The organism is Pseudonocardia halophobica (assembly GCF_050948485.1).
In the GTDB taxonomy this organism is placed as follows: Bacteria; Actinomycetota; Actinomycetes; order Mycobacteriales; family Pseudonocardiaceae; genus Pseudonocardia; species Pseudonocardia halophobica.
Window position 1 is genome coordinate 145,228 of the sequence record NZ_CP192046.1, and the last position, 13,970, is coordinate 159,197.

Sequence of the window (13,970 nt, forward strand, 5' to 3'; positions counted from 1 at the left end):
TCAGCCGATGGGATCGAGACCGGGGACCCGGGTACGCCCGGTGTGTACCCAGCCACCGATCGTGCGCTCCGTGACCTGCGGTGTCGCGACGGCCAGGGGCTGGGCGGGCACCCAGCGGTAGACCTGGGCGGCGTCGCGGGTCGGGTCGCCGGCGAGGTAGGTCGCCATCCGCTGCTCGATCACGAGCGTGCGGGCTGCGGCGAACGGTCCTCCGTAGCTCGGCGCGTAGGTGATGCCGGCCGAGTTGTCGCGCTGCGGCGGGGCGACCCGCCACTGCGGGAGCACCGTGGTGCCCAGGGGCAGCGGGGCCGGGGTCAGGCACGGGAAGACGAAGGCGACGGGCCAGTCGAGGATCGCCTCGGTGCCGACCGGGAGGACCTCGTCCATCGGCGTGAGCCGCGGGACCCGGGGCAGGGTCGCGACGGCGGGGGTGTCGGTCGGCTCCCCGACGTCGACGACGAGCCGGACCCGCGTCGCGCCGTCGGGAGCGAGCAGCCGGACGTCCTGCGGGATCTCGCCGTCGGGCTTCAGTGCGGCGCGCTCGAGCGGCTCGCCGTCGTCGCCCGCGAACTCGGCGGCGAGGGTGTCGCCGGGCCGCAGCGCACCCGCGACCGTCACGACGACCGGGAGCTCGCGCGACCGCTGGGCGGTGTCCAGGGCGAACCACGCCGTGTCGCCGGTCCCGAGCACACGGATCCCCGGCAGCTCGGTGCCGCCGGCGTCGACCGGCTCCGGTGGGAGCGCCGACGGTCCGGGCAGGGCGGACAGCAGCCCCGCGGCCGGGTCGGTCTCGACGGACAACCGCTCCTGCAGCCCGCACGGAGCGCCGCGGGCGGTCGACGCGGCGTCGGACAGGAGCGTGTAGCTGTCGCGGTGCTGCCAGCCGGTGCGCGCGAACGACCCGACCTGCAACAGGACCACCGCCGTGAGCAGCACGGTCGTGACGGCGGCCGGGCTCGGGAGCCACCGCGGCGGCCGAACGGTCCCGCCGCCCGAGCGCCGCCAGGCGAGCACGAGCAGCGCCACGGTGACCAGGACGAGCCCAGCCAGCAGCCAGACGGGCGCGAGCTCGACGCCCGCGACGAACGGCGGGAGCGTGCTCCAGGTCAGGCCCCACCAGTTGGAGACGAAGGGCCACACGTTCTGCGCGGCGAGCACCAGCGACCCGACGACGGCGAGCGCGCCGAGCCCGGCGAGCCACGGCGTCGTCCGGCCGGCCAGGGCCCGCCGCCCGACGGCCACGATGCCGACCAGCAGCACCGCCGCGCCGATCCCGGCCAGGTCGCCGAAGTGCTGGGTCCACTTGGTCGGAGTGGCGGTCATCGAGGCGAGCCCGAGCAGGAACACCACGGTGATCCGCCGCGTCGGGCCCGGCGGGATCCGGCGTCCGGCCGCCCACAGCGCCGCGACGGCCGCGAGCAGCGTAAGCAGCACCGGCGCGCGTTTGCCCAGCGAGCCCTGCATGTCGTCCTGGGTGAGCAGCAGGGCGTAGCGGTTGTACTCGTCGTACCAGGGCTGGCCGCCGCCGATGAGCGTCCGGACCCGGGTGGCCTCGAGCATCGCGGCGAGGCTCTGGTCGGACACCATGAGGAACACCGCGGCCGCCGGCCCCGCGAGCAGCACCAGCACGAGCGGGACCGGGCCGAGACCGCTCCGGCGCAGCGTCCGCAGCACCGGCACCAGGCCGGCGACCACGGGCGCGAAGGCCATCAGCCCGCCTGGCGTGACGGCCGTGGTCACGCCCGCGACGAGAAGGGCCAGGACCAGCGGGGTCACCCGGCGCAGCGCGATCGCGCGCTCCACGCCGACGACGGCCAGCACCGTCCCGACGGCGACCCAGGGCTCCGGGCGCAGGCCGAGCGTGTAGGGCAGCCACCAGGCGAGGAACGTGAGCGCGGAGAGCCAGGCGACGCCGCGGCCGGCCCGCGGCAGCAGCCGGGGCACCACGCAGCGGGACAGCAGACCCCACGTGACCAGCCCGAGCAGGATCGACGGCAGCCGCAGCCAGACCGTCGACGCCGAGACCTGCGACCAGGCGTAGTAGAGGTCGTAGAACCAGCTGAAGGGCGCCTCGGGGGCGTTGAGCCAGCGGTAGACGTTGCCCACGAACGCGCTGCTGCCGCGGTCCCGGACGATCCCGGCGATATAGCCGTCGTCGACGGTCACCGGCCCGGACACCCACCAGACCGCGAGCACCGCGGTCACGGCGAGGTCGGGGAACCGGGGCCGCCACCAGCGGCGGGGCAGCACCCGGACCGCGCGGCTCCGCTCGCCGCGGGCCAGCACCACGGCCATCGCGGCCAGCGCCAGGACACCGACGACGGCGATCGCGGCCTTGAGCGGGGTGATCGAGGTCTGGAAGCGGGTGTCGGCGGTGAGCTGCAGCCGCAGTCCGGAGGTGTCGGGGGCGTCGGTGAGGGCCGCGGCGACGGCGGGCCGCAGGTCGCCGGGGCGGGAGACGACCGGCGCGCCGTTGAGCAGCAGCGTCGTGGCCGTGGTGTCGCTGCGGAACTCGACGGTGCAGCTGCCCGCGGGCAGGGGAAGCGGCTCGAGCTCGACGCCGGCTGTGGTCACTCTGAGTGATCCGGCCGCGACCTCCATCCGCAGGCCGTCGAGCGGGATCGCCCGGGGGTCCGGCGCGGCCGGGGTGGTCGCGAGGAGCGTGCCCTCACCGATCGCACGGGCGGCGTCGCACGTGGCCGTGGCCGTGAGCGAGACGGGCTGGTAGGGCATCAGCGGCAGCGCGGCGGGGAGCGCGCCCGGCCCGCCCCAGTCGTACCGCGCCTCGGGCTGCACGACCGGCGCGAACGGGAAGGCGACCGCGCACGCCAGCACGACGAGCCCGAGCAGGGCGGCGAGGACCCCCGGCCGCCGTCGCGGCGGGGCGACCGGCACCGGAGGGCCCTCCCGCGTCGCGTCGGCGGCGGGGCGCGCGGGGGAGACCACGCGGACACAGTGCCAGCCCGTTCGCGACACGCCGCGCTCCGGGGCGGCGTCGGTCGCGATTCGTGATCCATCCGCCAGAATGTCCCGGCCTGCCCCTGGGAAGGCTCGTCGAGGACACCGCACGCGAGATGAGGAGCAGGCGATCGACACCGTCACGCCGGTCCACCACGCCCCGGTCGGGCTCCCGCCCGGCCGCACCGACCGTCGGCCCCGGCCCGGCCTCTGGAACGCGGCCGTCCTGGTCGTGCTCCTCGGGGTGTTCGCGGCGCTGATCTGGAACCGCCGCTGGGTCAGCGACGACGGCCTGATCGTGCTCCGGACCGTGCGCAACCTGCTGGCCGGGGACGGGCCCGTCTTCAACGCAGGTGAGCGGGTGGAGGCCAACACCTCCACCCTCTGGACCTACCTCCTCGCGATCCCGGGCCTCGTGCCCGGGATCTCGCTCAACTGGGCCGCCGTCGTCCTCGGGCTGCTGCTGTCCCTGGCCGGGCTGGGGTTCGCGGTCGACGCCGCCCGCCGCCTGCACCGCGCGCGGCTGGTCCTGCCGGCCGGCGCGCTGGTGGTGCTGGTGCTGCCGCCGTTCTGGGACTTCGGGACCTCCGGCCTGGAGACCGGGCTGATCACCGGATGGATCGGGCTGAGCTGGTGGCTGCTCGTCCGGCGGCTGCAGGTGCGCCGGGGCGAGGCGACCGGACGGGCAGGATCGGCCGTGCCCCTCGCCGTCGTCGTCGGGCTGGCGCCGCTGGTGCGGCCGGACCTCGCGCTCGCCGGGCTGGTCGTCGCGGCCGCGCTCGTGGTGCTGGAGCGGCACCGGGGCGTGCGCCGGCTGCTCGCGCTCGCCGCCGTGGCGGCGGCGGTGCCGGTCGGCTACGAGATCTTCCGGATGGGCTACTACGGCCTGCTCGTCCCGTCGACGGCGCTGGCCAAGGAGGCGAGCGACTCCCGCTGGGACCAGGGCGGCTGGTACCTGCTGGACCTGCTGCAGACCTACGAGCTCTGGTTCGCCGGCGCCGGTGTCGCGCTCGTCGCGCTCGCGCTGCTGAGCCGGCGCGGCCGGACCGGCCCGGCGGCCGCCGGCACCCGCGGCGCGACGGCCGTGGTGGCCCTGGCCCCGGTCGTCGCCGGGCTGCTGCTGGGCCTGTACGTCACCCGGGTCGGCGGCGACTTCATGCACGGCCGGATGCTGCTGCCCGCGCTGTTCTCGCTGCTCCTGCCGGTGATGGCGGTCCCGGCGACGCGCTGGGCCCTGGTCCCGGTGCTCGGCACCCTGGTGTGGGCGGCGTTCTGCCTGACCTCGCTGCGCCCGGCCTACGGCGAGCACCTCGGCCCGCACTGGATCGCCAACGAGCGGCTCTACTACGTCCTGCTGCTCGACCACCCGCACCCGGTCACCGCCGCGGACTACGCGGCGCACCCGATGGTCGGCGAGGGGGTCGCGCGGCTCGACGCGGCGTCGGGATCGTCGCTCGCGATCGTCGGCGGCGGGCAGTGGTACGTCTACCCGGCCGACACCGCGCGGAGCACGCTCGTGTGGCTCAACCTCGGCGTGGCCGGCGAGCTCGCGCCGCTCGACGTCCGGGTGCTCGACGGCGTCGGGCTCGTCAACCCGGTCGCCGGGCACGCGACCGGGGTGCCCGGCGGGCGGATCGGGCACGACAAGGACCTGCTGCCGGAGTGGTTCCTGGCCGACGCCGGCGTGCGCGGCGACACCGGCTTCGTCGGGCCGGCCTTCGTCGACGACGCCCGTCGCGCGCTGACCTGCCCCGCGACCCGCGAGATGCTGGCCTCGTACCGGGACCCGCTGACCGCCGACCGGTTCCGGCAGAACCTCACCGGGGCGGTCGAGCGGACGTCCTACCGGTACCCGCGGGACGCGGCCGAGGCCGCGGCCCGCTGCGGCGCCTGACCCGTCACGGGCGGTCGAGCGGCGGGTCCGCCGGGGCCTCGCCCATCTCGCCCACCTTCTGCCAGCCCCACGTGGCGCGGGTGCCCCGCTCGGCGTCGGGTCCGCCCGGCGTCGGGGACCACGGCTCCAGCATCCGCAGCTGGCCCCAGTCGAAGTCCCACTGGCCCTGCAGGTAGGTCGGCAGCACCCGCTGCCGGGCCACCTGGTCGATCCACCCCTGCGGGCCGCCCGTCGAGGGGAAGCCCCAGTTGTCGCCGACCTCGCGCTGCTGGGTGTCGGCCAGGATCCGGTAGCCCGGCATCTCGGCGACCCCGCGGTGCACGCCGAAGGGGCGCAGGCACGGGCTGGGGAAGGCCGTCGGCCAGTCGGTGTAGCCGGCCATGCCCGCGGTCACGGAGGTGAGCGGGGTCAGCTGCGGGACCCGCGGCTCGGTCACGGCGATCCAGCCGTCCTGACCGAGGGCCCGGTCGGACGCGACGACCCGCACCGCGTCCGCGGTCGCCGCCGCCCCGGACAGGGGCAGCCGGACGTCCCGCCAGCCCAGCCCGGCCGAGGCGGTCCCGAGCGGGTCGGCGGTGGCCGTGACGGTGCCGGACGCGCCGTCCGGTTCGATGCGGTCGACGACCTGGCCGCCGCGGGCGAACTCCAGGGTCAGCGACGTGCCGCCGCCCACCTGCCCGGCGATGCCGAGGACCAGCGGGACCGACCCGTCCCGGGCGGCCTGCGGCAGGGCGTACCAGCCGCTGCGGTAGTCGCCGATCGTCTGCTGGTCGGCGCTCCAGCTGCCGGTCACGCGGCCGCCGTGCGGACCGGTGCCGGTGACGGCGGGGTCGTGGTTGCCCGCGCCGTCGGAGTCGCGGAACGAGCCGGGTCCGCTCGGCGGGACCCCGTCCGGGACGAACCCGACGGTCTCCGGCGGGGCGCCCGGCCCGGCCGCCGGCGGGAGCACGCCCTCCTCCGGGTCGGTCTCGACGAGCACCCGGCCGGCGAGTCCGCACCGCGAGCCGGTCGGGTCCTGGACGATGTCCGCGGCCAGCGAGTACGTGCCCCACTGCTTCTGCACGCCCTTGGCCAGCGACGCGATCTGGAAGACCACCACCAGCGCGCAGATCACGGCGATCGGGGCGTTGTTCAGTCGTGGGCCCCGCCCGTCGGCCGGCAGGGGACGCGGGATCGCGGGCCCGCGCAGGTGCTCGGCCAGCGCGTAGACCAGCGCGAGTGCCGCGGCGACCAGCAGCAGCGAGGTCGCCGAGATCCCGTTCACCGACGGCGGCTTGTCGAACCACGGAACGCCCCAGTTCGAGACGTACCACCAGGTGTTCGGGCCGGCGAAGGCCAGCGCGGTCGCGCCGAGCAGCGCCGCCACGAGCAACGCCTGGTTGCGCCGGGACCGCAGCACGCTCGTGCCGGTGGCCAGCGCGGCGATCGCGGCCATGCCGGCGCCGAGCGCGGCGAACGCGCCGAAGTGGTGCGTCCACTTGGTCGGGGTGAACGCCAGCACGACGAACGCGAGCACACTGCTGCCGATCAGCCGCCGGGACACGCCCAGGGCGGCCCCCGGGATCCGGCCGCGCCGCAGCAGCACCGCGATGCTCACCCCCAGCAGCAGCACGAGCAGCAGCACCGGGAAGCGGCGCATGAGCGAGCCGTCCCGGCTGTCCGAGAACAGCAGCTGGTAGCGGGAGAGCTCCTGGTACCAGGGCTGGTTCGGGCCGATCTCGGTGCGCACCCGGGTGGCCTCGGCGACCGAGGCCCAGGTCTGGTCGTCGAACACCGCGACGAGGACGATCACGCCGGCGGCCAGCAGCGGCAGCAGCACCACCAGCCACCCGGCCTTACGGGCCCGCTTGGCGAGCAGCCGCAGCAGCGGACGGGCGGCGGCGAGCAGCGGCGCGAAGGCGATCAGCCCGGTCGGTGTGGCGGCCACGGCGAAGGCGCCGGAGACGAGCGCGCCGGCGATCGGCAGCAGCCGCTGCGTGACCAGGGCGCGCTCCAGCAGCACCAGGGAGAGCAGCGCGGCGATCACCACGACCGGCTCGGGGCGAAGGCCGTTGTCGAAGGGGATCCAGAAGCAGAGGAACACGCCGGCCGCGGCCCACCCCGCGGACCGGCTGCGCCGCACCCGGGTGCCGAGCCGGGGCAGCAGCGCGCGGCTGATCAGGAACCACGACGCGACGCCCATGAGGAGGGCGGGGACCCGCAGCCACAGGACCGCGTCGCTGACCTCGATCCACTTCGAGTACAGCTCGTAGAACCAGCCGAACGGCGCCTCCGGGACGTGGTACCAGCGGTAGTAGTTGCCGACGTAACCCGAGGTCCAGGTGCCGCGGGCGATGTTGAGGATGTACCCGTCGTCGGGCGTCATGCTGCCGAAGACGGTCGCGCCGCCCAGCAGCACGACGACCGTGGAGTCGCGGAACCAGTCGTGCCCGCGCAGCCGGCCCGACAGTCGGCCGGTGGGGACGAGACGGCGCCCGTCCCGGTCGTCGAGCCGGCGCAGCACCAGCAGGCAGCCGAGCAGGGCGACGACGGCGAGCACCCCGGCCGCGACCTTCAGCCCGGAGGGGGCGCTGTCGAAGCGGTTGTCCGTGGCGAAACGGATGTCGGTGCCGGCCACCGGGTCGAGGGCCTGGTCCAGGTCCGACCAGATCCCGACGACCTGCGGGCGGCGGTCGTCGTCGAACGCGGCCAGCTGCCGGCCACCGACCGTGACCGTCGTGCTCGCCCAGTCGGAGTGGACGACGAGCGAGCAGTCGCCCGCCGCGAGGTCGGCCTCCGCGATCCGTTCGCCGCGGTCGTCGACGGCGAGCCGCCCGGCGTCGACGCTGACCCGCATACCCACCGCGGCGCCGTCGGGAGCTCCGGGGGCGGTCGTGGTGAAGACGGTGCCCGCCTGCGGGCTCCGCGCGTCGAGGCTGGCGACGGCGACGCAGGGGACGGTGGCGTCGAAGCTCTCCGGGCGCAGCGCGACGAGGGGAGCGGACACGGGGGCGGTGCCCCCGCCGGCCGTGGGCCAGCTGAGCTGGGCGGTGTTCTGCGACACGGGCAGGAACGGGATCGCGAGCGCGAGCACGGCCGACAGCAGGCCGAGTCCGGCGGCGAGCCGTCGCAGACCGGGACGGTGGTGTGGGGGAGCGGAGTCACGCCGGGTTGGGGAGCTGCGGCGTGCCTCGTCCACCGTGTCGGTGGTCAGCACGACGCCCGAGGTTATCTCCCGGTCCGGCGGGTCGCTCGACCCGTCCTCCGGGGTGGTGCGGCACACTGTCGTCCAATTGTCATCCGGTACGGGCATTCAGAACTACATCCATGTAGTTAGCGCACTCTGCGTAATCCATTAGGCCGTTCAGGCGCTCTGTGGGGGACGCCCGTGACGGCTACTCGGGGGCATCGTTGTGGTCGATGTGACCACGACCGCCGAGCACGCGACCGTGTCGGACGCCATGCCGAGCACGGGGCCGGCCCCCGGTTCGCCCCCCGCCGGAGGCGGCGAGCTCCGCGCCCTGACCGGTCTGCGTGCCGTCGCCGCCGCGTGGGTCGTGCTGTTCCACTTCCACTTCACCGCGCTGCCGGGCGTCGCCGTGGTGAGCGGGCTGCTCGGCCCGTTGATCACGCAGGGTGCGCTCGGCGTGGACCTCTTCTTCGTGCTCAGCGGCTTCGTGATCGCCTACACGTACCTGGAGCAGCTCGGCCCGCGGCTCACCGCCGCCGGGACCGGCCGCTTCGTGTGGGCGCGGGCCTGCCGGATCTGGCCCGCGTACGCGCTGGTCTTCCACATGTTCGGCATCTGGCTCGTGGCCCGTGCCGTCTACGGCAGCGACCCGGACATCGCCTTCCAGGCGGTCCAGCCGGTGCTGAGCCCCGGCGAGTGGCTGCAGCAGCTGGTCATGGTGCAGCTGTGGGACGACCCGTACCTCGACGGCGCGTCCTGGGTCGGGGCCACCTGGTCGATCAGTGCCGAATGGCTCGCGTACCTGCTGTTCCCGCTGGTCGCCGTGGTGTTCCAGCGGATGCGCAACCTGCCCGTCGGGGTGCTGGGGGGTGGCGCGCTCGCGCTGATGACGCCGATCGCCGTGGCCTACCTGACCACCGGCAGCCCCTACTACCCGTGGAGCTGGCTCGTCCGGATCCTGTGCGGGTTCGGCGCGGGGATCCTGACCTTCCTGGCGGTGCGACGGCTGCGGCACCGGTCGGGCGTCCGCCGCCCGGCCTCGGTCGTCGCCTCGGTCACGCCGGCGGTCATCGCCGTCGGGCTGCTCGCCGGCGAGCTCGTCGGCCCGGGCCGCGGCGGCGCCGTCCTGGTGCTGTTCCCGGTGCTGGTCGGTGCGCTCGCCCTGGCCGACCGGGGCGTCGCGCGGTGGCTCTCGCGGCCGGCGATGGTGCACGGCGGACGGATCTCCTACGCGCTCTACCTGATCCACATCCCGATGTTCGAGGTGTACTGGCTGGCGATGGCGTACGAGCCGCGGCTCGTCGGTTCGTCGCCCGTGGCTCATCTGGCCGCAGCGGCCGTCCTTCTCGCGACCGTGCCCGCGGCGCATCTCCTGTACCGCTGGGTGGAGGAGCCGGCGCGCGCCGCGATGAGGGAGATGCCGGCGCTGTGCACACAGCGCGTGGCCGAGGTCCGGGACCACCTGCCCGCGGCCCTCGCCCGGCTCGTCCCGGCCGGCCCCGCCGGCGCCCTGCCGGTGCCGGCGGCCCCCGCGCCGCGGCGGGCGGAGGAGCGGGGCTCCGTGCGCGTCGGTGGGGCGCCCGTCCCCGTCGTGCCCCCCGCGCGGACCGCGCCGGATCCCCGTGCCGTCGCGCCCCCTGCCACGCCCGTTCCCGAGCCCGCGGCGCCCGCCGGCGTCCGCGCCGTTCCCGATCCCGACCCGGAGGTGGCCCGCATGCCGTCCGTCCCGACCGGCCCGCGGCCGGCCGCCGCTGACCGTCCCGACACCCCGTCCGCCCCGCGGACCGCGCCGCTCCCGGTCATCCCGGCCGTCGACGGCCCGGCCCTGGGTGTGCCGATCGACACCGACGCGGCCCGGCGCGACCCCGCCACGGCCGTCCTGCCCGCCGTCCCGCTCGAGCCCGAGGTCGCGATCGGGCTGAGCGGCGCCGGCTCCTGGCCGGAGCGCAAGCGCCGCCGCCCGCGCCCCGCTCCCGTACCCGCGCCGGAGCCCGCCCCGCGTCCTGCGGCGATCGACACCACCGTGGCCCGGCGGGACCCGAGGACCCAGGCGCTGCCGACCGTCGTGCCGCTGCCGCTCGTCGAGCCGCCGACCCAGGCCTTCCCCGCGGTCGCGCCGCTGCCGGAGCAGTCGAGTCCCATCCGCAGGCTCCTCGACGCCCGCAACGCCGAGCTTCGCTCACCGCACCCGCGGCTGGCCCGGGAGCTGTCCGAGCAGCTCGTCGGCGCCCGGCTGGCCCGCGGGAAGCACCGGGTGAAGAACGCCCGCCCGCACGCCGCCCCGCACATCGCCGGCCAGCGCGGACCGGAGCGCCAGGGTCGCGCGCACTGACCGACCACCTGCGCGCCCGGGGGCGGCGGTCTGGACGCAGGTCGCCTGATGCCACGATGCACGGGTGCACGCCGAGCAGGTGACGGAGTCCGTCGACCGGGAGCGCGACCGGACGCCGCTGCGCTGGTACGTGCGGCTCGTCCTGCGGTACGCGGGTCGCGGCCCCTACCTCGAGGTCGCCGGCGACGGCCGGCTGCTGAGCCGGCTCGCCGAGTACGGTCCGGCTTCCGGTGTGGCCTCGTCGCCGGAGACGGCGGCGCGGGTCAGGACCGAGGCACCAGGATGTCCGGTCCTTCCCCTCGCCGAGGTCCCCAGCGGATCCTTCCGATGTGTCGTCGCGATGAACGCCCTCGGCCGAACCGACGATCCCGAGCGGGACCGGTCCGATGTCCGCGAGTGGCGGCGGGTGCTGGTCCCGGGCGGCCGCGCGGTCGTCCTGGTTCCCGACGCCGCGGGCCGCGGCGCCCGGCTCGCAGGTGACCTCGAGGCCGGCGCCCGGGCGGCCGGACGGGACCACGCAGACTGGCTCCGGCTCTTCGCCGAAGCCGGCCTGTCCGTGCACCGGGAAGGGTCCGACGGCTTGAGCCGGGGTCCCTACGGCCGGATCCCGACCTGGCTCGATCTCCGCACCCTCCCGGCACGGGTCCAGCAGAGGCTCGGTTCGCTCTTCCTGGACCCGGGCGAGGGCGAGAACAGCGTCTTCGTCCTCGAGCGCCCGGGCTGATCGAGCAGTCGGTGTCCGGCTACCTGGTGGGCCGCCTGCTCACCACCCGTCCACGTGCAGCACCTCGTCGAGGGGCTGACGCGGTGCCGGCTTGAAGTCGGTGCCCTTGGTGTAGGCGACGGGCAGCAACACACCCTGCTTGACGGTCGACGGGATGCTCAGCGCCTCGGCGACCTCCTTCTCGTACCGGAGGTGCAGGGTCGTCCAGGCGCTGCCGAGTCCGCGGGCGCGCAGGGCGAGCTGCAGGCTCCAGGCAGCGGGCAGCAGCGAGCCCCACAGCCCGGCCTGGTTCCCGGCGGGCAGGTCCTCCGTGCCCGTCTCGATCGCGCCGATGACCAGCACCGGGACCTCGGCCATCACCTCGGCGAGGTACTCCGCGCTCGACGCGACGCGCTTCTGCGTGGCCGCCCGGCCGGCGTCGCCCGACGAGTCGTTGGCCGCGTAGCCCGCCGAGTTGCGGTACAGGTCGAAGGAGCGCGCGTAGTGCTCTGCGACGACCTTCCGCTTGGCCGGGTCGGTCACCACGATCCAGTGCCAGCCCTGCTTGTTGCTTCCGCTCGGGGCCTGGAGCGCGACCTCGAGCGATTCACGAATGACCTCGAGCGGAACCGGGCGCTCCAGGTCCAGGCGCTTACGTACCGAACGCGTGGTGGTCAGCAGTTGGTCGGGGTCAAGCGGGAGCAGCTCTGCCATGTCCCCGACTCTAGATCGCTGCTACAGCGACAGCCTACGGAAGACCGGACGCGGGACGTGCCGGAGCGCCGACATCACGAAGCGCAGCGGGGCGGGCGCCCACACCAGCTCCTGCTTGGTGCGCACCGCCTGCACGATGACCTCCGCGACCGCCTCCGGGGTGGTCGACAGCGGGGCCGGCTTGAGGCCCTCGGTCATCTTGGTGTGCACGAACCCGGGCCGGACCACGGTCACCGTGACCCCGAAGGGACGCAGCGCCTCGGTGAGGCCGGTGTAGAAGGCGTCGAGCCCCGCCTTGGTGGAGCCGTAGACGAAGTTCGACCGGCGCGCCCGCTCGCCCGCGACCGAGGACAGCGCCACCAGCGAGCCGTGGCCCTGCTGCTTCAGCCGGTCGCCGAGCGCCACCCCGACCGAGACGGCCGCGGTGTAGTTGACCTGTGCCAGCTCGACGGCCTTCGCGACGTCCGTCCAGGCCTCCTCGTTGTCCCCGAGCAGGCCGAAGGCCACGATCGCCACATCGACGTCGCCCTCGGCGAACGCCTTGTCGACGACGGCGGTATGGGTGTCGAGCGCGGTGGCGTCGAAGTCGACGGTCTCGACGGCGCAGCCCCTGGCCTCGAGCCGGGCCTTCGCGTCCGCGAGCCGCTGCGAGGGCCGCGCGGCCAGCACGACCCGCATCGGCCGGTCCGAGGCGAAGGCCTCGACCGCGGCGAGCCCGATCTCCGAGGTCCCGCCCAGCAGCAGGATGCTCTGCGGGTTGCCCACGGCGTCGATCATCAGATGAGCTCCAGTCGTCGTGCGAGGTCGGAGGCGAAGACGCCTGCGGGGTCCACGTCGGCGCGCACCTTGCGCCACTCCTCGAGTCGCGGGTAGCCGCGCCGGATCGCCTCCGGCGTGGTCCGTGACTCCTTGGCCAGGTAGTGCCGGCCACCGGCGTCGAGCACGATCCGGTCGAGCTCCTCGCAGAGCTCGCCCAGGCCGGGCCCGATCGGGATGTCGACGCAGAGCGTCCAGCCGGGCTTGGGGAAGGACAGCGGCGCCCGGTTGCCCTCGCCGAACCGCTTGAGCACGTTGAGCGCCGAGACCTGGCCGGCCTCCGTCATCCGCTCCAGCACGGTGCGGATCACGTCGCCGCGCCCCAGTGGCACCACGAACTGGTACTGCAGGAAGCCGTGCGGGCCGTAGCCGCGGTTCCACTCGCCCGCGATGTCGAGCGGGTGCAGGAACTGCGTGATGTTCTGGATCGCGCCCAGCTTCGTGGGGGACTTGCGGTACCAGAGCTCGCTGAACAGCCGGCCGGTGACGCGGTTGAGCATCCCGGGCGGGAAGACGTCGGGCACGGTCAGCAGCTGCGGCGCGTCGAACTTCAGCGGGTTCCGGCGCTGCTTGGGCGTGAGATCCGCGAGTGTGGCGTGGTTCGCCCTGGTCAGCAGGCCGCGGCCGAAGTGCTCGCCGGTGGTGACGGCGTCGAACCAGGAGACCGACTCGGCGTACTTCTCGTCGTCCTGCGTCTGGCGCGCCATGAGCTCGGCCAGGTTGTCGATCTGCTCGGTGTCGACCTTGAAGTACGCGGTCTCGACGTGGTGCAGCTTCAGCCGCGCCCGCACGATCACGCCGGTCAGGCCCATTCCGCCGACGGTGGCCCAGAAGAGCTCGGCCTCCGGACCCTCCGGCGTGAGCTCGCGGATCGAGCCGTCCGCCAGCACGATCGTCATCGCCTCGACGTGGTTGCCGAAGGAGCCGACGACGTGGTGCGCCTTGCCATGGATATCCGCACCGATCGCGCCGCCGATGGTGACCTGCCGGGTCCCGGGCAGGACCGGCACCCACAGCCCGAAGGGCAGCGCGCGCCGCATGAGCGCGTCGAGCGAGACGCCGGCGTCGAGGTCGACGACGCCCGAGTCGGCGTCGATCGAGTGGATCCGGGCAAGCCCGGTCATGTCGAGCACGGTGCCGCCGGCGTTCTGCGCCGGGTCGCCGTAGGACCGGCCGAGGCCGCGGGCGATGATCCCGCGACGGCCCGCGGCCTTCACCGCGGCGGCGACCTCCTCCGGCGTCCGGGGCGTGATCACCGTGGCCACGGTGGGCGCCGTGCGCCCCCACCCGTGGAGGGACCGGGTCTCGCTGGCTGGGCTGGTCATCGGGAGCCAGGCTACCGATGGGGTGAACGACGCGGACTCGTGGGCGTCTGCAGTTCGAA

General features: G+C 74.9%; 8 protein-coding genes. 3 read left to right on the forward strand and 5 right to left on the reverse strand.

Going from position 1 to position 13,970, the window contains the following annotated elements:
- Positions 1-2,946 carry an arabinosyltransferase domain-containing protein gene (locus ACQP04_RS00710; RefSeq protein ID WP_433505164.1) on the reverse strand — a complete coding sequence of 982 codons (2,946 nt, stop codon included), beginning with the start codon at positions 2,944-2,946 and terminating at the stop codon, positions 1-3.
- 244 nt (positions 2,947-3,190) lie between these two features.
- Here ACQP04_RS00710 and ACQP04_RS00715 point away from each other — a divergent pair, with 244 nt between their 5' ends.
- Positions 3,191-4,852, forward strand: coding sequence for a hypothetical protein (locus ACQP04_RS00715; RefSeq protein ID WP_433505165.1), 1,662 nt, complete (start codon positions 3,191-3,193; stop codon positions 4,850-4,852).
- 4 nt (positions 4,853-4,856) lie between these two features.
- Here ACQP04_RS00715 and ACQP04_RS00720 read toward each other — a convergent pair whose 3' ends face one another.
- Positions 4,857-8,048 (reverse strand): arabinosyltransferase domain-containing protein, encoded by a 3,192-nt coding sequence (locus ACQP04_RS00720; RefSeq protein ID WP_433505166.1) that lies wholly within the window; start codon positions 8,046-8,048, stop codon positions 4,857-4,859.
- 205 nt (positions 8,049-8,253) lie between these two features.
- Here ACQP04_RS00720 and ACQP04_RS00725 point away from each other — a divergent pair, with 205 nt between their 5' ends.
- Both ACQP04_RS00725 and ACQP04_RS00730 read left to right on the forward strand, forming a co-directional pair.
- Positions 8,254-10,353 (forward strand): acyltransferase family protein, encoded by a 2,100-nt coding sequence (locus ACQP04_RS00725; RefSeq protein WP_433505167.1) that lies wholly within the window; start codon positions 8,254-8,256, stop codon positions 10,351-10,353.
- Between the two features lie 64 nt (positions 10,354-10,417).
- Positions 10,418-11,077 carry a class I SAM-dependent methyltransferase gene (locus ACQP04_RS00730; RefSeq protein WP_433505168.1) on the forward strand — a complete coding sequence of 220 codons (660 nt, stop codon included), beginning with the start codon at positions 10,418-10,420 and terminating at the stop codon, positions 11,075-11,077.
- A gap of 39 nt (positions 11,078-11,116) precedes the next feature.
- Here ACQP04_RS00730 and ACQP04_RS00735 read toward each other — a convergent pair whose 3' ends face one another.
- The 3 genes from ACQP04_RS00735 to ACQP04_RS00745 are packed head-to-tail and all read right to left on the reverse strand — an operon-like array spanning position 11,117 to position 13,911.
- A complete protein-coding gene (locus ACQP04_RS00735; protein ID WP_433505169.1) occupies positions 11,117-11,770 on the reverse strand; it encodes a nitroreductase family protein in 654 nt (217 codons plus the stop codon).
- Between the two features lie 21 nt (positions 11,771-11,791).
- Positions 11,792-12,547: a decaprenylphospho-beta-D-erythro-pentofuranosid-2-ulose 2-reductase gene (locus ACQP04_RS00740; protein WP_433505170.1), complete on the reverse strand. Its 756-nt coding sequence runs from the start codon at positions 12,545-12,547 to the stop codon at positions 11,792-11,794.
- On the reverse strand, positions 12,547-13,911 hold the full coding sequence (locus ACQP04_RS00745; protein WP_433505171.1) for an FAD-binding protein: 1,365 nt from the start codon (positions 13,909-13,911) through the stop codon (positions 12,547-12,549). The genes ACQP04_RS00740 and ACQP04_RS00745 overlap by 1 nt, the downstream gene beginning before the upstream one ends.
- Positions 13,912-13,970: the final 59 nt, after the last annotated feature.